Source organism: Lysinibacillus sp. NPDC095746 (assembly GCF_044763535.1).
Lineage (GTDB): Bacteria > Bacillota > Bacilli > Bacillales_A > Planococcaceae > Lysinibacillus.
The window spans coordinates 167040-187283 of record NZ_JBIWGL010000004.1 but is presented as its reverse complement, the minus strand read 5'-3'; the positions used below and the strand labels follow the sequence as shown (position 1 = coordinate 187283).

22 protein-coding genes and 2 other annotated features are annotated in these 20244 nt (G+C 38.7%); of the genes, 20 read left to right on the top strand and 2 right to left on the bottom strand.

Annotation, left to right across the window (positions count from 1 at the left end; genetic code table 11):
• Positions 1–11 precede the first annotated feature (11 nt).
• The 10 genes from ACIQ7N_RS05055 to ACIQ7N_RS05010 all read left to right on the top strand — a co-directional run bounded on the left by ACIQ7N_RS05055 (position 12) and on the right by ACIQ7N_RS05010 (position 6635).
• A complete protein-coding gene (locus ACIQ7N_RS05055; RefSeq protein WP_402930575.1) occupies positions 12–566 on the top strand; it encodes a peptidoglycan DD-metalloendopeptidase family protein in 555 nt (184 codons plus the stop codon).
• Positions 556–1167: a zinc metalloprotease gene (locus tag ACIQ7N_RS05050; RefSeq protein ID WP_402930573.1), complete on the top strand. Its 612-nt coding sequence runs from the start codon at positions 556–558 to the stop codon at positions 1165–1167. The genes ACIQ7N_RS05055 and ACIQ7N_RS05050 overlap by 11 nt, the downstream gene beginning before the upstream one ends.
• A gap of 45 nt (positions 1168–1212) precedes the next feature.
• Positions 1213–1288: a sequence feature (ribosomal protein L21 leader region), on the top strand.
• Positions 1289–1302: 14 nt separating this feature from the next.
• The gene (rplU, locus tag ACIQ7N_RS05045; RefSeq protein WP_036124117.1) at positions 1303–1611 is read left to right on the top strand and encodes a 50S ribosomal protein L21; all 309 of its coding nucleotides are present in this window, start codon (positions 1303–1305) and stop codon (positions 1609–1611) included.
• Between the two features lie 16 nt (positions 1612–1627).
• Positions 1628–1984 carry a ribosomal-processing cysteine protease Prp gene (locus tag ACIQ7N_RS05040; protein WP_132356987.1) on the top strand — a complete coding sequence of 119 codons (357 nt, stop codon included), beginning with the start codon at positions 1628–1630 and terminating at the stop codon, positions 1982–1984.
• Complete coding sequence (rpmA, locus tag ACIQ7N_RS05035) at positions 1981–2280, top strand: 50S ribosomal protein L27 (protein WP_132356986.1); 300 nt, start codon at positions 1981–1983, stop codon at positions 2278–2280. The genes ACIQ7N_RS05040 and rpmA overlap by 4 nt, the downstream gene beginning before the upstream one ends.
• A gap of 298 nt (positions 2281–2578) precedes the next feature.
• Positions 2579–3106, top strand: a complete 528-nt coding sequence (locus ACIQ7N_RS05030) for a Spo0B domain-containing protein (RefSeq protein ID WP_402930572.1) — start codon at positions 2579–2581, stop codon at positions 3104–3106.
• 5 nt (positions 3107–3111) lie between these two features.
• Positions 3112–4401, top strand: a complete 1290-nt coding sequence (obgE, locus tag ACIQ7N_RS05025) for a GTPase ObgE (RefSeq protein ID WP_132356984.1) — start codon at positions 3112–3114, stop codon at positions 4399–4401.
• Positions 4402–4427: 26 nt separating this feature from the next.
• Entirely contained in the window at positions 4428–4883 is a 456-nt protein-coding gene (locus tag ACIQ7N_RS05020; RefSeq protein ID WP_053484814.1) for an ACT domain-containing protein, read from the top strand.
• 462 nt (positions 4884–5345) lie between these two features.
• Complete coding sequence (gene pheA / locus ACIQ7N_RS05015) at positions 5346–6221, top strand: prephenate dehydratase (RefSeq protein WP_402930571.1); 876 nt, start codon at positions 5346–5348, stop codon at positions 6219–6221.
• Positions 6222–6245: 24 nt separating this feature from the next.
• A complete protein-coding gene (locus ACIQ7N_RS05010) occupies positions 6246–6635 on the top strand; it encodes a thiol-disulfide oxidoreductase DCC family protein (protein WP_402930570.1) in 390 nt (129 codons plus the stop codon).
• A 132-nt stretch (positions 6636–6767) separates the two neighbouring features.
• Here the strand turns inward: ACIQ7N_RS05010 and ACIQ7N_RS05005 are convergent, their stop codons facing one another.
• Entirely contained in the window at positions 6768–7301 is a 534-nt protein-coding gene (locus ACIQ7N_RS05005; protein ID WP_402930569.1) for a transcription repressor NadR, read from the bottom strand.
• A gap of 140 nt (positions 7302–7441) precedes the next feature.
• On the opposite strand from ACIQ7N_RS05005, the gene ACIQ7N_RS05000 reads away from it, so the two are divergent.
• The 8 genes from ACIQ7N_RS05000 to ACIQ7N_RS04965 all read left to right on the top strand — a co-directional run bounded on the left by ACIQ7N_RS05000 (position 7442) and on the right by ACIQ7N_RS04965 (position 14857).
• A complete protein-coding gene (locus ACIQ7N_RS05000; protein WP_402930567.1) occupies positions 7442–8485 on the top strand; it encodes a LysM peptidoglycan-binding domain-containing protein in 1044 nt (347 codons plus the stop codon).
• Positions 8486–8555: 70 nt separating this feature from the next.
• The gene (locus ACIQ7N_RS04995) at positions 8556–9353 is read left to right on the top strand and encodes a phosphotransferase (protein WP_248716678.1); all 798 of its coding nucleotides are present in this window, start codon (positions 8556–8558) and stop codon (positions 9351–9353) included.
• Positions 9354–9468: 115 nt separating this feature from the next.
• Entirely contained in the window at positions 9469–10089 is a 621-nt protein-coding gene (ruvA, locus tag ACIQ7N_RS04990) for a Holliday junction branch migration protein RuvA (protein WP_053596159.1), read from the top strand.
• 18 nt (positions 10090–10107) lie between these two features.
• On the top strand, positions 10108–11112 hold the full coding sequence (gene ruvB, locus ACIQ7N_RS04985; RefSeq protein WP_132356978.1) for a Holliday junction branch migration DNA helicase RuvB: 1005 nt from the start codon (positions 10108–10110) through the stop codon (positions 11110–11112).
• Between the two features lie 17 nt (positions 11113–11129).
• Positions 11130–12173, top strand: coding sequence for a tRNA preQ1(34) S-adenosylmethionine ribosyltransferase-isomerase QueA (gene queA, locus ACIQ7N_RS04980; RefSeq protein WP_248716677.1), 1044 nt, complete (start codon positions 11130–11132; stop codon positions 12171–12173).
• A 53-nt stretch (positions 12174–12226) separates the two neighbouring features.
• The gene (tgt, locus tag ACIQ7N_RS04975) at positions 12227–13372 is read left to right on the top strand and encodes a tRNA guanosine(34) transglycosylase Tgt (protein ID WP_402930565.1); all 1146 of its coding nucleotides are present in this window, start codon (positions 12227–12229) and stop codon (positions 13370–13372) included.
• Between the two features lie 167 nt (positions 13373–13539).
• Positions 13540–13800, top strand: coding sequence for a preprotein translocase subunit YajC (gene yajC / locus ACIQ7N_RS04970; protein ID WP_132356975.1), 261 nt, complete (start codon positions 13540–13542; stop codon positions 13798–13800).
• A 421-nt stretch (positions 13801–14221) separates the two neighbouring features.
• A complete protein-coding gene (locus ACIQ7N_RS04965) occupies positions 14222–14857 on the top strand; it encodes a DUF421 domain-containing protein (RefSeq protein ID WP_132356974.1) in 636 nt (211 codons plus the stop codon).
• On the opposite strand, the gene ACIQ7N_RS04960 is transcribed toward ACIQ7N_RS04965, so the two are convergent.
• Positions 14854–16371 (bottom strand): putative polysaccharide biosynthesis protein, encoded by a 1518-nt coding sequence (locus ACIQ7N_RS04960; protein WP_402930564.1) that lies wholly within the window; start codon positions 16369–16371, stop codon positions 14854–14856. The genes ACIQ7N_RS04965 and ACIQ7N_RS04960 overlap by 4 nt on opposite strands.
• A gap of 93 nt (positions 16372–16464) precedes the next feature.
• Here ACIQ7N_RS04960 and ACIQ7N_RS04955 point away from each other — a divergent pair, with 93 nt between their 5' ends.
• Together ACIQ7N_RS04955 and secDF are read left to right on the top strand one after the other, a co-directional pair.
• A complete protein-coding gene (locus ACIQ7N_RS04955) occupies positions 16465–16773 on the top strand; it encodes a post-transcriptional regulator (RefSeq protein WP_132356972.1) in 309 nt (102 codons plus the stop codon).
• A 347-nt stretch (positions 16774–17120) separates the two neighbouring features.
• The gene (secDF, locus tag ACIQ7N_RS04950; protein ID WP_402930563.1) at positions 17121–19388 is read left to right on the top strand and encodes a protein translocase subunit SecDF; all 2268 of its coding nucleotides are present in this window, start codon (positions 17121–17123) and stop codon (positions 19386–19388) included.
• A gap of 422 nt (positions 19389–19810) precedes the next feature.
• Positions 19811–20166: a binding site (T-box leader), on the top strand.
• Positions 20167–20244: the final 78 nt, after the last annotated feature.

The following is a 20244-nucleotide window of genomic DNA, read 5'->3' as shown; positions in this document are numbered from 1 at the left end:
AGGATGAGGGCTTGTTTAAAAAATGGAAATGGTTGGTCACAATCCTGCTTGTGGTCGCAATAATGCTTGTAATACGTTTAGAGGATCAAGGTGTATTGGAAACACCTGTGAGGAAGCTTGTTACAACATCAGCAGATTTAACCTACTTAAGTGAGCTCGGACAAAGCTGGCTAAATAAAGAGGATACAACAATTTTAGTTTCGAGTGATGTTGGGCAAACTGAACTATTATCATTTGCCAATGCGCAAGTTTTTAAGGAAGGTTTTTTATTGCAATATGACATGGGCCTACCGGTTTATGCTGGGAAGAATGGACTTGTCGTTTTTACTGGCCATACAAAATATACCGGTAAGACAATGACAATAAGCTATGATGATGGTACAACAGTATCCTATGGTATGCTGGATAGTTTAGCACAACTTCCATATACAACGGTGCAGGCAAACGATTTAATCGGCATGAAAGAGGCGGGACAACTCTATATTTCGATTGAAAAAGATAAGACACAATATAGCTTAGAGCAGATTGTACAGTGGCTTGAAACAGCGGCGTCCAATGAAAATTAAACTACATCTTCTATGCATCCCTCTCGTATTTTTAATGATTTTTACTGGCCAAATCGCTTATTACGCCATTATTTTATCTTCGTTATTATGGCATGAGGCTGGTCATTTGTTAACGGCAATGCTTTGTGGCGTAAAAGTAAAATCATGCGTTATTGCACCTTACGGAGGGGAAATAGAATTTGAAAATCCAGCGGTTGTGCCTGCAACGTCACTCCTTTGGATTGCCTTAGGGGGACCAATCGCTACAATATTAGGGATTGGCCTCGCTTTTTTTATGCCAGAACTGCTTGCTACTAAACTTATTAATGTGCAACTTGTGCTATTAGCAATCAATGTTTTACCGATTATTCCGTTAGACGGTGGTAGAGTATTTTTAGCGTGCTTATTTTTATTCAATCCAAGTGTTCGTGCGTTTGAATATTACTACTGGTTTTCTCTTCTAATTGCCTTTATACTATTCATGGTATCTTTATGTTACCTTCCACAATCTATTTTTTTAGCAATTTTATGTTTATTTATATGGCTTCAAGTGTTTAAGGAATGGAATTATCGAAAATATCGTTTAGCATTTGAGAAATATGTAATGAATAGATTGACTTAAAAAAAATCTTGTGGTAATATTTTAATGTTATTGTTTGTAGCACCTGTGCTACTGCAACCGCACTGGAAAGGTTTAAGTATCGTAAGATCACCTTTATAAACAGGCGAGTCTGAGTCTAAGAGGAGGTGCAGTAAAATGTACGCAATTATTGAAACTGGTGGTAAACAAATCAAAGTAGAAGCTGGTCAAGAAATCTATGTTGAAAAATTAGGTGTAGAAGCTGACGAGGTTGTAACTTTCGATAAAGTTTTATTCGTTGGTGGCGAAAACGTTAAAGTTGGAGCTCCATTCGTAGAAGGCGCTACTGTAACAGCTAAAGTTGTTAAAGAAGGCCGTGCGAAAAAAATCGTTGTTTTCAAATTGAAAGCTAAAAAGAACTACCGTCGTAAACAAGGTCACCGTCAACCTTACACAAAATTAGTTGTTGAAGCTATCAACGCTTAATTGTGAGGTGTAGCGAATGATACAAGTTACGATTCATCACGATGAAAATAGACATGTGTCAGCATTTGAATTTTCAGGACATGCAGAATACGATGAATCTGGTAAGGATTTAGTATGTGCTGGAGCATCTACAATTGCCATTGGTACAGTAAATGCTATTTATGCACTATTACAATTACAGCCAGAAATCGAACAAGCTGCTGAAGGTGGAGGTTATCTTAAGGTAAACTTACCGTCAGAATTAGAGCCTGAGATTGATGCAAAACTACAGTTAATTGTCCAAGTAATGACTGCCCAAGTGTATTCGATGGTGCAAAATTACGGACAATACATCCAAATCAACTACAACCAAGTAGGAGGTGGAACGGAATGAAATTATTATTAACTTTAGACTTACAATTTTTCGCATCGAAAAAAGGTGTAGGTTCTACTAAAAACGGACGTGACTCTGAGTCAAAACGCCTTGGTGCTAAACGTGCTGATGGCCAATTCGTAACTGGTGGTTCAATTCTTTACCGTCAACGCGGTACAAAAATTTACCCAGGTACAAACGTAGGTCGTGGTGGTGACGATACACTATTTGCTAAAGTTGACGGCGTTGTTAAATTCGAACGCTTAGGTCGCGATCGCAAACAAGTATCTGTATACCCAGCATCACAAGAAGCTTAATCTTTTAAAAAGATAACATAAAGCGGAGGACTGCATTTATTGCAGTCCTTTTTTTGGCTAAAATACAACTTCTTTCAGCAATTATTTCTGTAGCGACAGCAACACATGACTGAGTGATTACTATCGTGCTGCTGATGCTACGTTAGCAACACGCTTTCGCACAACACGCATCTTCAGACCAAAGCACAAAGCCGATTCCGGATGTTATTATACCTCGGAATAATTGAATGAAGAATTAAGGGAAAAATACAGCAAAACTTGTTATACTAGTAAAGATAACTTTATTGGAGTGAATGGGATGAACAATCAATCACTAACCATTAGTGAAGTATTACGTTTTGCAAATCATGATTATGTGAATCAGCTTCAGCTTATTCGCATGAATTTAGATTTAGGTAGAATTGATGAATCGAAAAAACTTATTCAAGAGTATTCAGAGCAATTACAAGTACTTTCTATCCTTAATCGTCTACAATTACCACGAACAATAGAATGGCTGCAAACAGGAGGCTGGCGCTATCCTTCATTACCAATGAAGTTAAGCGGGGACATAAAAAAGCCTGTTACAAATGCTATTGATTCGGAAGTTGTAGATTACTTAAACAAAACAGTTATGCATGTTTATGATACATTAGATCCATTTACAGAGCAGAGTTTAGCGCTCGATGTACGTGTTGACGAACATACATTTGCCGTGACATTCACGCTAAATGGGCTATGGAGTGCTGATGCATTTACCGAAAAAGGTTTGAAACAATTAGACATTCAAACAATTGAACAGACGAATTCGTGCTGGCAATATGTCTTGAAAGCAAATAGGGAGTGAACTAAATGTTTGTCGATCACGTTAAGATTTATGTAAAAGGTGGCGACGGCGGGGACGGAATGGTTGCCTTCCGCCGAGAAAAATATGTACCGAATGGTGGTCCAGCTGGTGGTGACGGCGGACATGGTGGTAACGTAGTATTTGAAGTTGAAGAGGGCTTACGAACTTTGATGGATTTCCGCTATAAACGCCATTTTAAGGCAGACCGTGGTGAGCATGGTATGAGTAAAGGAATGCATGGTAAACGTGCAGACGATTTAATCGTTAAAGTACCGCCGGGCACAGTCGTAATGAACGAAGAAACAGGCGCGGTTATTGCCGATTTAGTTGAACATGGTCAACAAGCGATTATCGCAAAAGCTGGCCGAGGCGGACGTGGAAATTCACGCTTCGCAACACCGGCAAACCCAGCGCCAGAACTTTCTGAAAAAGGTGAGCCAGGACAAGAATTAAATGTTATATTAGAGTTAAAAGTTTTAGCAGATGTAGGACTAGTAGGTTTCCCAAGTGTTGGGAAATCAACGCTTTTATCTGTTGTTTCTGCTGCGAAGCCGAAAATTGGTGCCTATCATTTTACAACCATTGTCCCTAATTTAGGGATGATTGAAACAGATGATCATCGAAGCTTTGCGATGGCAGATTTACCTGGTCTTATTGAAGGAGCACACCAAGGGGTAGGACTAGGTCATCAGTTTTTACGACATATTGAACGTACACGAGTTATTGTCCATGTTATTGATATGTCAGGAATGGAAGGCCGAGATCCATACGAGGATTATTTAACGATAAACGAGGAGCTAAAGCAATATAATCTTCGTTTAACAGAGCGTCCTCAAATTATCGTTGCCAACAAAATGGATATGCCAGAAGCAGAAGAAAACTTAGAGGAATTCCGCAAAAAAGTGGGAGAAGACGTTCAAATTTTCCCAATTTCAGCAGTATCACGTCAAGGTTTAAAAGAATTACTATTTGCTATTGCAGATTTACTTGAAGTGACGCCTGAATTCCCTCTATACGATGATTTAGAAGAGCAATCCGAAGCAACGGTAATGTATAAACACGAAGCAAAAGGTGAAGATTTCGAAATTACTCGTGATGATGATGGTACATTTATCATCAGTGGTTACGCAATTGAACGCCTATTTAAAATGACTGACTTTAGCCGTGAAGATGGTATTCGCCGTTTTGCTCGTCAATTGCGTGCAATGGGTGTGGATGAAGCCTTACGCGAACGCGGAGCGCAAGATGGCGACATAGTTCGTCTGCAAGAGTTTGAATTTGAATTTGTCGATTAAGACAAGAGTTTTAGGGGGAAGCGCGTATGAAGAATGTTGCGAATCAGCGATATTATTTAGTTCGTGAAGATGTTTTAACGGATGCTATGCAAAAAACTTTGGAGGCGAAACACTTACTTTCAAGTGGTTCGGTATCTTCCATTTGGGATGCGGTAAAGCAGGTGGATTTATCGCGTAGTGCGTTTTACAAATATCGTGATGCTGTATTTCCTTTTCACTCAATTGTGCAGGAACGCATTTTAACAGTCTTTTTACAGCTTCAGGACCGTAAAGGAACACTTGCAAAGCTTTTAGAAACGGTGACAATTACACATTGTAATGTACTGACTATTCATCAAACTATACCGATCCAAGGACGCGCAAATGTTACATTGTCATTAGATGTAACTAGTATGACATGTGAACTTGATGATCTAATACAGCAGCTCAAACGTTTAGATTTTGTAGAGTCAGCGGAAGTAATTAGTTCTGGTGCATTGTAACTAAAAGCAAGCTTGAATTTTTGACAGAATGTAAGTAAACTCAAAAGGAGCAGTCCCATGTGGTGTAGTGAATCGCTTCATGGGACAGCTCCTTATTCTATTACAAAAGATAAAACACTATCACAAAATTCTATAATACAATTTAAGAAGAAAGGCAATTGCTTAGCATATAGGAAAGCCTCATATTCTGTCTCCATCTAACATTTGATGGAAAAATATAAAAGGTTTTTATAGATGTAAAATTCTGAATCATTAGTTAAATTTAAGAAGCTCATTATCAAAAAGTTGAGGATACTGTTTGTTAGAACGTTGTTCGTTCCGACTATGCGACTCCTTGGGGATCAGCGTGACAGATGACATTCTGGAGCGAGCAAAGCGGCTCATCGAACGCCACGTCATGGTGATGAGCCACTTTAATATAAAATCAAAAAGCTACAAGTTGTAGTGAAGGAGGTAAATGTAATGACAGAACAACAATGGGAAAAACGAATTGGCTATTTAGGACCAGAAGCATCATTTACATACTTAGCAACAAAGGCAACTTTTCCGAATGAGTGGCTTGTCCCTTGTTCTACAATTCCAGAATGTATTGAAGCAGTAGCTGAGGGGAAAGTAGATTTAGCGGTTGTACCACTAGAAAATGCTTTAGAAGGATCTGTATCGTTAACGCTAGATTATTTATTCCATGAGGCGACCCTATATGTTACAGGTGAGCTTCTATTAAAAATACAGCAGCATTTAATGGTCAATAAAGTCCAAAAGGACAATTGGGAATCGATTACAGGTGTTTATTCACATCCACATGCTCTAGCCCAATGTCATAAATACTTATTTTATCGTTTCAGCCATGTTCCGTTACATCAAACGACATCTACAGCAGCAGCTGCAAAATTTGTATCTGAAAATCCAAACGAGTGCATGGCGGCAGTTGGAAATGCAGCGGCAGCAGTTAAATATGGCTTAGAAATCGTGCAACCTGATATTCATGATTTTCATTTTAACCATACACGCTTCTTCGTATTATCAAAGCAAAATAGACGTTTGCCGCAAGAATTATCGGATGGACAGGCGAAGACAACATTCATGATTACATTGCCAACGGACCGTTCAGGGGCATTACATCAAGTATTATCAGTATTTGCATGGCGACAATTAAATTTAAGTAAAATCGAATCACGACCATTAAAAACAGGCTTAGGTGATTATTTCTTTATGATTGATGTATTAGCAGATGAAAAGGAGCCTATGATGCGTGGAGCTATGGAAGAACTAGCTGCACTTGGTTGCAAGGTGAAGTCACTTGGTACATACTTTACTTATCTAACATCGGACGAGTAATTACAGTGGCTAGGAGGGATCATTGTGGGGGGCATTATTTTATTTGACGGAGTGTGCAATTTTTGTGATAGTAGTGTGCAATTTATTATCAAATATGATCGAGCAGAGTATTTTCAATTTGCGTCCATCCAAAGTGAAGCTGGGCAGGCATTACTTGCACAATATAAAGTACCAGAAAATATTGATAGTGTCCTATTAATCGAACAGGGAAAGGTATATTTTGAATCCACAGCAGCACTTAAAATCTGTAGGAGATTAGATAGTTTTTGGCCTGTTATTTGTATTTTCATTATAATTCCTCCATCTATACGAAATAAAATGTATCGATTATTTGCCAAAAATAGATATCGTCTTTTTGGACGAAAAGAAGCATGTTTAATGCCGACATCTTCACAACGAAAAAGATTTCTCTAACTTTTAAGCTATCCAAGTAAAGTGGATAGCTCTTTTTGTTGAAATCTGTAAAGGAGAGCTCAAGTAAATCATTTAATTCAATAAGCTGCTAGTCTTTGTTTGAAAGCTAGCAGCTAAGGAAAGTTTGTTAAATTATTGATCTACAACTAAGTAACCCTTTTTTTGTAAAGTAAGTTCAATTAAATCTAAAACGTCAACAGAAGGAGCAGAAATAACATGAAGATGTGTACCACCTGTAAGTTCGGATAAATAACTTGCCTGTGTTTCATTGACGCGCTGAATAAATTGTTTTACCTCATGACGGTTAGAAACCATAATGGATGCGTTAATTTCCCCATAAATTGGGTGTTCAACAATAACGTTTTTTACTGTACCACCGCAATCAACTATTGTAATAAGTTCATCTTCTGCATCCTCGGCAGTGTGGAAGCAAGGAATTGTACGTTCAACAGTTTGCTGTAATTGTTCCTGATGCATATAAAGATATCCTTGGCTAGTTGCAATAATAGGTTCATTTCTAGCCTTTAATAATGTCATATCATTGACAATGACTTGTCTAGAAACATTAGCGAATTTAGCTAAATCCGTCCCTGTTATAGGTGCTGCGCTTTTTTTTAGTTGTGCTAGGAGTTGCAGTCGGCGTTCTTCGCCTAACATTTTTTTCATAAGAGATCACCTCTGCTTGTAATAAAGGAAGCAGTTTTCCTTAAAACTAGTGTACCATGAAGCATTTCCAACTGCGTGAAATTTTTGTATCCAAATGAAACATTGAACATATGATACGAAGAGAGGAAGGGAGGAAAAAATTGCGTATTCATATTGTCCAAAAGGGAGACACGTTGTGGAAGATTGCGAAAGAGTACGGAGTTTCGTTTGAAGATTTAAAGCGGCTGAATGCCCATCTTGCTAATCCAGATTATATTGTACCGGGCATGGAAATTATCCTACCTGAAAAAATACACAAAGAACCACATAGAGAACATCATCGAGAAACAGATTGGGGAATGCATAGGGAAGGACATAGGGAAGGACATAGAGAGGGGGGACATAGAGAAGGCCAGAGAGAATCCCATAGGGAGGGGCATAAGGAGCACATGCACAAAGAGCATATGCACAAGGAGTCACCTACAAGGCATGTTAAAGAAAAAGAGGTGCAAAGACCAACGCCACCACCAATTATTGTACCACCGCCACCAATGCCAGAACCACAAATGATTCCAATTCCTTATCCAATGCCAATGCCGATGCCTCAGCCAGCGCCTGTTGAGCTTAGCTGGAATCAAAACGTTGTCATGCCAAGTGTAGAGCAAACTGTATCTCCAATACAAATTCAACCACAACCACAGCCCGTAGCCCAACCGGAGGCACCACCACCAGCACCAATGCCGCAACCGATTTTTATCATGCCGCAAATGCCTGCAGTACCACATTGTGCAAGCTGCCATCAGCCAGTGCATCATCATATGTATTGGCCGATGCCGATGCCAATGCCAATGCCTATGCCAATGGAACCGCAAGTTGAGGCGTATACAATGCCAGAGCAACCATCATGTGAAACGGGATGCGAAAAAGTTGCTGGGGCGGGAGATTTCTTAGAATCTAGTACATCTCCATTCTTCCCTATGAGCCCTGAATATCAGCAAATGCCGGAAATGGAACAGCCATGTGGTTGTCATGCACAACCAGCCATGATGCCGACGTGGCAAATGGACCAATGTTACTGTCCACCGCCATGTCCACCACCATGCCCAATGCCATGTCCATCACATTGCCATATGCCACATTCTTCGGTAGGACCATGGATGTCACCGCATTTTTCTCCAGGCGGGATGACGCCTTATCGATGGTGAAAAAGCGTATATCATTGAAGAAGTAAAACCTAATATTTGGAAGTATAAATATCAATCTAAAAATTATTTTGTGAAACGAGCAAAGCAGATAGAAATAGCGGAAAAGGTAAGGGTTATACATCGACGACTTGGACATTTGGAGCCCTCGCTAATCTTACCTTTAATGAAAAGTGAAGATGAGTATTTAATCGTGCAAGATTGGCAAGAAGGAAGTCATAGTGCTAATTTTGCACATCTAAAGGATCGGAAGGAATCACTAAAGCTCTTAAATACATTACATGATACACATAAAAAAATTGCTTGGCAGCGGGTGCCAGGTTTGCACACCTATTCACAGCTTTTAAAATGGCAAATGCGTCATATGCGTTTTAAAAGCAGACGGAATGAATTTCGTGCATTTTTAACAAAAGAAGAAATCAATCAAATTTTACATTATAGTGAGAAATCGTTACAGCTAATCGCTCAGGAAGATGTACCTGAAAAAGAAATAACGCTTTTACATGGAGATGTCGTCCATCATAATTTTTTATGGTGCTCAGATGGGGAATTACGTTTAATTGATTTTGATTTGGCTCACCTTGGGGAAGCAGATGATGAATATATTTTATGGTTACATCGTGTATTGCCTGCCGTAGATTATGACCTTGGTAAAATATTTGCTGAGCTACCAGAGTTGAAACGATTAGATAAAAAAAAGCTACATCGTTTAAAATATCCAAATGAGCTATTACGTGAATGGCTTTTTGCAGTGGATTTACCATTAAATCAACAACTGTTATTTTTAGATTATTTAGTACCATTTACAAAACGGGCTCTCACATATTGGCCAAAACTGTGGTACGATATTGATAAAATGATAAAGAAATGACCGTCTTTTGGCGGTCATTTTTGTTATGTGAACGACTACTTGTGTTATTTCTTCTAGTCGAGCATTCGTTCGTAATATGCTATAATCGAAGACGATGATTGTGAGGGATTATAGAATGTATGATTATTTAAAAGGACAAGTAAAGCGTATAACTCCTGAGTATATCGTCCTTGAACAACAAGGGATTGGCTGGCAGCTAAATACACCAAATCCATTTGCGTTCCGGACATCGGCTCTTGAACAACAAATTTTTGTTCACTTGCATGTACGTGAGGATGCACAAGTGTTATATGGCTTTCCAAATTTAGATCAGCGAGAACTGTTTCGTAAACTGATTTTAGTGTCAGGAATTGGACCGAAGGGTGCACTTGCTATTTTAGCTACTGGGAACCCGCAACAGGTTATCAGTGCCATTGAACGAGAAGATGAATCATTTTTAGTAAAGTTTCCTGGTGTGGGTAAGAAAACGGCACGTCAAATGATTTTGGATTTAAAAGGTAAACTTGGCGGATTGTTGGAGACTATTGAGCTACCAAGTACAGAAGATGAGCTACCGTTATTTGGTGTGAATCCATATAAACATGAGCTTGAAGAAGCTATTCTTGCCTTAATGGCACTTGGTTATTCTGAAAAAGAATTAGAAAAAATACGTCCACAGCTCGAAGAAAACGACAAGCTTGAAACAACAGATGCATTTATGAAACAAGCTTTACAATTGCTATTAAAGTTAAAATAGTGAAAGGGGGGGAAGTACATGCCTGAACGTATGATTGCTAGTGAGGCAGGTAGCTATGATGAACAGTTTGAATTATCTTTACGGCCACAAAGATTAGCACAATATATTGGTCAACATAAGGTCAAGGAGAATTTACAAATTTTCATTGAAGCAGCAAAGCTTCGTCAGGAAAGTTTAGATCATGTGCTGCTATATGGACCGCCTGGACTTGGTAAAACTACATTAGCTGCTGTTATTGCTAATGAAATGAATGTCAATGTGCGCATGACTAGCGGCCCTGCGATCGAACGTCCTGGAGATTTAGCAGCTATTTTAAGCTCACTGGAACCGGGGGACGTGCTATTTATCGATGAAATTCATCGCCTGCCTCGTGCCATAGAAGAGGTGCTTTATCCTGCGATGGAGGATTTTTGTTTAGATATTGTCGTTGGTAAAGGCCCCGAAGCGCGTTCTGTTCGACTTGATTTACCGCCATTTACACTCGTCGGTGCAACAACAAGAGCTGGCGCATTATCAGCACCTTTAAGAGATCGCTTTGGCGTGTTGTTGAGGTTAGAGTATTATGATAATACGTCACTTGCAGAAATTGTTGTACGTAGTGCACATTTATTTGATGTTGAGATTGAGCAAGTAGCAGCACTTGAAATGGCGACACGCTCACGTGGTACACCCCGTATTGCTAACCGTTTGCTAAAACGAGTGCGAGATTATGCACAGGTGCTCGGAGATGGTATGATAACGGAGGGACTTGCTAAGCAAGCGCTCGAGCTATTACAAGTCGATCCTAGAGGGCTTGACCATATTGATCATAAACTTGTGACCAATATGATTGAGCGCTTCCGTGGTGGCCCTGTAGGCTTAGATACGCTGGCAGCATCTATAGGCGAGGAACGAGTAACGATAGAAGATGTGTATGAGCCATATTTGATGCAAATTGGCTTTATACAGCGTACGCCACGTGGACGTGTGGCAACACATTCAGCCTACGAACATTTTGGATATGAATATCCCCAACAAACCTAGAAGAAGGAAGTATTTTCATGCGTGTAGAAGATTTTGATTTTGAATTGCCAGAAGAGCTTATTGCACAAACACCACTTTTGGACCGTACAGCTAGTCGTTTAATGGTAGTGACGCCAGGCTCAAAAAATGTAGAGCATCATCATTTTGCTCATATTTTAGATGAACTACAAGCAGGAGACTGCCTTGTGTTAAATGATACAAGGGTCTTACCAGCGCGTTTAATGGGCGTTAAAGAGGAAACGGGTGCTCATATAGAAGTACTGCTATTAAAGCAAATGGCAGGTACGGATGAATGGGAAACACTTGTTAAACCAGCCAAACGTGTAAAAGTCGGCACAGTTGTAACATTTGGAGATGGCTTACTGACAGCTACTTGTACAGGAGAGCTTGAGCATGGTGGGCGTACATTTGAGTTTAAATATAATGGGATTTTTTATGAAATTTTAGAGCAACTTGGTGAGATGCCACTACCTCCATATATTCGTGAAAAATTAGAGGACAAGGATCGTTACCAAACCGTTTATGCAAAAGAGCGTGGCTCAGCTGCAGCACCAACTGCAGGCTTGCATTTTACAGAAGAATTATTAGAGCAAGTAAAAGCAAAAGGGGTCGAAGTTGTATTTATCACTTTACATGTGGGACTTGGAACTTTCCGTCCTGTAAGCGTAGATTCAATTGAAAATCACGAAATGCATGCTGAATTTTATAGTGTAACGGAAGAAACCGCATCTATCATAAATCGAGTAAAAAGTAATGGTGGAAAAGTGATTGCTGTTGGTACTACCTCTACGCGTACACTAGAAACTATCGGCTCTAAATATAAAGGCGAAGTGCGAGCAGAACAAGGTTGGACGTCTATTTTCATTTATCCGGGATATGAATTTACTATTGTAGATGGTCTAATCACAAACTTCCATTTACCAAAGTCTACCCTTGTAATGCTTGTTAGTACGCTTGCAACAAGAGAAACCATTTTAAGTGCATATCATCAAGCTGTAGAAGAAAAGTATCGTTTCTTTAGCTTTGGTGATGCTATGTTTATTCGTCCAAAAGGAGAATAAAGAAAAAATCGGAGTACTGTTTTTACTTTAGATAAGAGAGGAATTTTTATAATATGACACAACCAGCAATTCGTTATGAGCTACTTCATACTTGTAAGCAAACAGGAGCACGCCTTGGCATCGTGCATACACCACATGGCTCTTTTGAAACGCCAGCTTTTATGCCTGTTGGTACACAAGCAACTGTTAAAACAATGTCACCTGAGGAATTAAAGGACATGAATGCAGGTATTATTCTGTCAAATACGTATCATTTATGGCTACGACCAGGTAATGATATTGTTAAAGAAGCGGGTGGCTTGCATAAATTTATGAACTGGGATCGCCCGATTTTAACAGATTCAGGTGGTTTCCAAGTGTTCTCACTTAGTCAATTCCGTAAAATCGAAGAAGAAGGAGTTCATTTCCGCAATCATTTGAATGGGGACAAATTGTTTTTAAGCCCAGAAAAGGCGATGGAAATTCAAAATGATTTAGGCTCAGATATTATGATGGCTTTTGATGAATGTCCACCTTACCCTGCGACATATGACTATATGCTGCAATCAGTAGACCGTACAACTCGTTGGGCTAAACGTTGTAAAGAGGCACATAATCGTCCAGAAGACCAAGGTCTATTCGGAATTATTCAAGGGGGAGAATTCGAGGAGTTACGTCGTCGTTCTGCGGAAGCATTAGTAGAGCTAGATTTCCCAGGTTATGCAATTGGGGGGCTATCTGTTGGTGAACCTAAGGATGTTATGAACCGAGTATTAGAGTTTACAACACCATTAATGCCAACGAATAAACCACGTTATTTAATGGGTGTCGGTTCACCCGACTCATTAATCGATGGTGCTATTCGTGGTATTGATATGTTTGACTGTGTATTACCAACACGTATTGCCCGTAATGGCACATTAATGACATCTGAAGGTCGTTTAGTTGTTAAAAATGCAAAATATGCACGTGATTTCGGACCAATTGATCCTAACTGTGATTGCTATACATGTAAAAACTATTCACGCGCATATATTCGTCATCTAATCCGTACAGAAGAAACGTTTGGTATCCGTTTAACGACTTATCATAACTTACACTTCCTGTTGAAGCTAATGGAACAAGTACGTGAGGCAATACGTGAGGACCGTCTGGGTGATTTCCGAGAAGAATTTTTCGAGAAATACGGTTTTAATGGACCAAACGCGAAGAACTTCTAATATTAGTAAAAAGACATGTAAATTTGTGTGAAATGTGAATAATTCTAGCAAAAAAATGTCTATCTTAGAAAAAATATTAGTAATGTAGAAAAATTTTGGGCTTGTCCGTCGCTTTTTTATGGTGGAATAGTCTATACTAAATAAGAATTGGAAAGGGGGCAAGAATCATGGAACAATATTCTGGCTTAATCATGATTTTAATCATGTTCGTTGCAATGTGGTTTATTTTAATCCGCCCTGCTAAAAAGAGACAGCAGGAAACACAAAATATGCAGAGTAATTTGCAACGTGGAGATAAAGTTATTACAATCGGTGGCTTACATGGTGAGGTTGACTCAATTGAGGACACAACTATAACATTAAAAATCGCAGACAATGTGCGCGTAAAATTTGATCGTCAGGCAATCGGACGTATTGTAAATAACTAATATCTATCTTCATTCAGTAGAAAATGTCCGCATCTTAAAAGGAATTGAATACGGTAGAGGTTTCTTTGCCGTGGGCAAACCAAAACCTACTGAAATAGAGGAGCTCAGTCTAAGAACGTCACGTCTTGTGGCAAGTTATTTGTGCGACAGCGACAGAACACCGACTGAGTGACCAACATCACGTTGATCTAAAGCCTATGGTGGATGTCACGGATTTTCAAAGGAATGAATTGTACCTGCACAATTCAAAATTCGGACGCAATTAGCCAAGGCGAAATTAATCTTAAAGGCGTTGTCCAAAAAGTGGACAACGCCTTACACTATATGTAAAGCTTTGTCATAATGCAGAATTCATTTTTGACAAGGCTTTTTTGTATAAAAAGTAACGTATACGGTCACCTTATGAATTGGGGGTGACTGCATGGAAGAATATTTTACGATTATTTTTAGAACATGCTTTTTATATGTGTTTATCCTAATAATTTTTCGACTAATGGGTAAACGAGAGGTCGGCGAATTGTCTGTAATAGATTTAGTCGTATCCATTTTAATGGCTGAGGTTGCTGCATTTGCACTTGATGATTTCGAAAGTCCTTTATTTAAAGTAATTTTACCCATCATCATATTGTTTTTCATTCAAATAATAACGGCATATATTTCACTCAAAAATAAAAGATTCCGTGACCTAGTTGATGGTGATCCGGTATTGCTTATAAGGGATGGTGTCATTTTAGAAAGTGAAATGCGCAAGCAACGCTATAATTTAGATGATTTGTGTCAACAATTACGCGAAAACGGAAATGCTTCCGTTACAGATATTGCTTATGCCTATCTAGAGCCCTCCGGCAATTTGTCCGTATACCAAAAAGATGAAAAGGCATTTGTTTACCCACTTATTATCGACGGTGATATTCAGGATAGGCATTTAAAGGTCTTGCATAAAGATACTGATTGGTTAATGGCAGAGCTTGCTAAAAATAATATTACAGATAGTAACACTGTATTTTTTTGTGTTTGGGAGGAAGATAGGCTTCATATCCAGCTGAAAGAATCTTAAACTTTCTTGGCCAGCTTACGAAGGTAGCGCAAATCAGTTATGCGCAACTGATTGGTAAATAGTAAGAAAGTAAATAGTAAAAACAAGGTTACACAGCTACTTAAAATAAAGGGCAGTGGCATTATTTGCATCAGGAAATACTGAGTAACACAAACAGCAATAAAGCAGCTATATGGCACTACAAACATTCTAAAGCCAGCACGCAAATTTTTGCGCTGTCTTACTGTTGCGATATGCAAGAATGAAGTTAATAAAACGCCAAAGCCAATTGCTACAACGGCACCTTTTTCTTGTATTCCAGGCTGAGAAGCAAGTACGAACATAACAAAAAGTTTACCAAGACCTCCATAAATGGAGTTCATCATTGCTGCACGAGCCTCACCGATTGCTTGTAAGATAGAATTCAATGGACTCTGTATATAATAAAAATAAAAAATGGGGGCCAATATTTTCACATACCCACGATTTTCTTGTAAGTGAAAGAGCTTCATAGCTAAGTCGTCTCCATGAACGAAAAAGTATGTAGCAGCCACACAGCCCACTAAGGATGATAGTCGTAATGATACAGAAATGCGCTCCTGTAGAAGCGGTATATGCTGGCGTGCAACGGCATCACTAACAGCCGGTATAAGGACGATCGAAAGTGCAGCAGATACAAAGGCTGGGAATAATAATAGTGGGACTAGTACACCCGAAATAACCCCATATAAAATGGTTGCTGCGGAGGCCGTCAACCCAGCCATTGTTAAAGCCTTTAAAAAAATGATTGGCTCTAAAAACCAAGTAAAAGATCCAAACAGCCTGCTTCCAGCAGAAGGAAGGGCAATCCGTAACATCGGGGAGGCAGGATAAGCCTCGATTTTGTTTTTCCGTGTCAATAATCTTTTCTTTGAGACAATATAATGCATCCATAAATACAAGAAAGCAACAACTTCAGCTAGAAGCGTAATACCCATAGCAGTGGCGGCTGTAACGGCAGCGTTATCATAGGCAGCGACAAACGGCAGTGTAAATGTGATGAAGCTAATGCGAATAATTTGTTCAATCATTTGAGCCCAAGCTGTTGGTGTAATTTTCGCAATACCCTGTAAATAAGCGCGCAATAATCCAGAACCAACTGACACTGGTACAGCAAAGAGTGCAATCCAAAGCGTGAATGTTGTTTGTTCATTATGTAAAAGAGTAGTCGATATATATGGTATAGTAAGTGCAACAATCGGCATAAAGATGATCATTCCAATAAATGACCAAAGTGTAGCCGTACGCATAACACCAAAGATGCCTTCGCGTTTGTTTTTTGCTAGTAACTCTGCTACAATTTTTGCCACAGCGATAGGTAGTCCAAGTTGAATGAGTGAGATGAAGAAAATGAACGCCGGATAGACGGTCATATAAATGCCGACTGCCTCTTCACCAGCGATACGCATAAACTGCATTCTATAAAAGAAGCCAAAGAGTTTCGATAAAAAAATTACGAACATTAAAAATAGTGTACCCCGTACAAAAGAACTCATGCCATCCGTCCCTTCTCAAGCCACAAAAATTCATTTACACTATTTGTATGCAGACATGTCTTACGATACAACTTTGATTGGAGATGATTCAAAATGAGTATGCAGTATGAGCAACTATTTGAAAAAATTCGTCCTGCAATTGATAGTAAGATGGAAGAGTTTAAACATTATCAATACGATGCGATTACAGCAGAAGAGCTATGGCGTTTCTGTATAGAAAAAAAATGGCGCAAAAAAAATATTGAACAATTACGTATACATGAAATTATCTCCACTATTTTTTCAGTATCACCATCCGATATCGTATCATTTAATCAAGTAGAATTTTTACAAAGTAATGATTGGTTTACAGAATTAAATACGGAAGAGTTAAAAATGCTACTTGGTCCGGTTAAAACTTAAGAAGAAAGTGTGAAATTTGTCAAATAATAAAAGAATACTAAAAGTGTTGAATTGACACCAAGCGCAACGTGTTTCATAATGAGTGTGTTGCGCTTTTTTTATTTGTATAAGTATATTTATTCAAAAACCTCCTAATAATTCTTTTGTAAATTTGGAGGATTACACCTATACAAATACAGAGATAAATTTGCGCGTTATGAACGATTGAAATAAGTAGAGCAACCTTTTTGAAGCACAGGCAACATTATTCTAAAGGAAAAGGAGGAATAAACGTTTCAAAAGGACTTGCTATTATACTTGTTTGTAGTGTAAGGACTTGCCTTACACAATTCGAGGAGGATTTATAAATGAAACTAAAAAGTCGTATAGTTGCATTCGTACTACTAATGGTTATTTTTACAGCAACCATCGGTACGACTGTAGGCGGCGTCTTAAAGGACATTAAGCTAGGTCTTGACTTACAGGGCGGGTTTGAGGTTCTTTATGAGGTGAAAGAATTACACAAGGGAGAAGAAATTACACAGGGTGTTTTGTCGGCAACAGCAACAGCGCTTAGCCAACGTATAAATGCTATCGGAGTAAGTGAACCGAGCATTCAGGTTGAAGACAAAAATCGAATTCGTGTGCAATTAGCGGGTGTCGAAGACCAAGAATCAGCACGTAAATTATTGTCTACAACTGCAAATTTAACATTCCGAGATGTCGATGACAATATTTTGCTGGATGGTAATGACTTAAAGCCAGGTGGCGCTAAGGATTCCTTTGACCAGCAAAATCGTCCAATTGTTTCCCTAACATTAAAAGATGCGAAGAAATTTGCTGATATAACTAGTAAAATTGCCGCTAAACCAGCAGGTCAAAATTTACTCGTTGTATGGTTAGACTTTGAAGAAGGTGTTGATTCGTATAAAGCTGAATCACAAAAAGCGAAGCCTCGCTATGCATCTGCAGCAACAGTTAACCAAACATTAAATACAACAGATGTAATGATTAGCGGGAATTTCACAGTTGAAGAAACAAAAAATCTAGCGGGTATTTTAGATGCTGGAGCACTACCAGTAAAGCTTAATGAAATTTATTCTACTTCAGTAGGTGCACAATTTGGTGACCAAGCACTGAAAAGTACAATTTTCGCAGGTGTTGTGGGCGTAGTAATAATTTTCTTATTTATGCTATTCTACTATCGTTTACCTGGCTTTATATCCATTATTACACTTGCGATTTTCACATTCCTAGTACTAGTTGTATTCGATTGGATTAATGCCGTGTTAACACTTCCAGGTATTGCAGCTATCGTGCTCGGTATAGGGATGGCAGTTGATGCGAATATTTTAGCAGCGGAGCGTATTCGTGAAGAACTACGAGTAGGTTATTCAGTTAAACAAGCATTCCAAATTGGCTCGAAGCAATCTTTATCAGCAATTGTTGATGCACAGCTAACTACATTATTAGCAGCTGCTGTATTATTCCAATTCGGGACAAGCTCTGTAAAAGGGTTTGCGACAACTTTAATTATTAGTATTTTACTAAGCTTCTTAACTGCTGTTTGGGGTTCTCGTGTACTATTAGGTTTACTAGTCAACAGTGGCTATTTCAACAATCCAGCGTGGTTTGGTATAGCCAAATCTAAACAGCATAGCTTAGATGAAAATATCGGAACATTAGATTTATCAACGAAATTTGATCGTTTTGACTTTGTACACAACCGTAAGAAATTCTATACATTCTCATTAGCTATTCTTGTAGCCGGTTTAGTGGTTCTTGGTATATTCCGTCTAAACCTTGGTATTGATTTCCAAAGTGGTACTCGTGTGCAAATTGAAACGGATCAAACTTTAACTAAAGAAGAAGTATCTAAATACTTAGATAGCATCGGCTTCCCATCTGAAGATATCGTTTTGGCAGGTGAAAAGAACAACTCTGCGGTTATCCGTTATAAAGATGATCTATCGCAAGCAGAAATTTTAAAATTCAAAAAAGAAGCGGGCGAAAAATATGGTCATGAACCTGGCGTAAGTACAGTATCACCAACTGTCGGTAAAGAGCTTGTGAAAAATGCTATTAAAGGATTATCATTTGCAGCTATCGGTATCATTATCTATGTAGCGATTCGTTTCGAATGGCGCATGGGTGTTGGAGCAATTGTCTCGTTACTACATGACGTATTCTTAATAGTTGCTGTATTTAGCTTTATGCGCTTAGAAGTCGATATTACGTTTATTGCAGCTGTACTAACAATTGTCGGTTATTCGATTAACGATACGATCGTAACGTTTGACCGGATGCGTGAAAACTTAGATCGATATGATACGATTAAAGACCGTGAAGTATTAGCGGATATCGTTAACAAATCATTACGTCAAACGATGGGTCGATCTGTTAACACAGTGTTAACGGTTATCATTGTTACTGTGTCACTTCTTATTTTAGGTGCACCGTCGATTCAAAACTTCTCAATCGCGTTATTGATTGGTTTAATCACAGGTATGTATTCTTCCATTTGTATTGCTGCACAAATCTGGTATTCACTTAAAGTTCGTCAAATGAAAAAATCAGATGGGCAAATACACAAAAAAGAGAAAAAACAATGGGGTACTGACGAACCTACTGTTTAGCATAACTCTATAAACAGGGAAAGGAAACATTTCTTTCCCTGTTTTCTTATAAAAAAGAATCTGTTACTTTCTTAGGAAAGCAGCAGATTCTTTTTAAATTTTGCCCCATAATTCCGTAACATCCGCCGGAGACTTTAGACCGATAGATGTTTTTTGCGACAGCGGCAGATATTTTTTGCGCGACAGCAGCAGATATTTTTGTTTTCGCTACGAAATCATTTACTGAATGAAGGTAAATGGTTTGAATTCACTATTATATAAATTCAAAAGTTCTTTCAACATTTTCTTTTTCTCTGAATTGATTGACAATTTTAAAAGTTTGGCATAAAATAAGGCTAACTTTTTTGTTCGATACAAGGTAGTTGGTCTCGGGAGCGAGGTCAGCCTTAGAACAGATGAGCTGAGTTTAGATGAGAATAGCTGAGAAATTGTTGAATAAGAGTAGTAGCATAAGTGGGCAATTAAGAGAGTCAGTGGATGGTGCGAACTGATTTGTAGCTTATGTGAATGGACTTATGAGAGTCGCTAATGATCTTCATCCAGTAGGTTTACAAACACCTACTGAATAAAATGAATGCCTCTGGATGTTATTATGCCAAGGCGAAATTTGATGATAGCGAACGGATTCCCCACGTTATAGGGGGTGCTTCGACTTAGACAAATCTTTTTGCTAAGAAAAAAGGTATGTCAATTTTATTGACGAACTAAAGTTGAGCACATAAGGGAGAGCAAATATGCTCTAATATGAGGTGGCAACGCGGTCTTGATCGTCCTCTGCAATTAGGAAAAATCCTTTTTGCAGAGGACTTTTTTTATTGCTTTATACTTCCAAAAGCTAGGATATACAGGGAAGGAC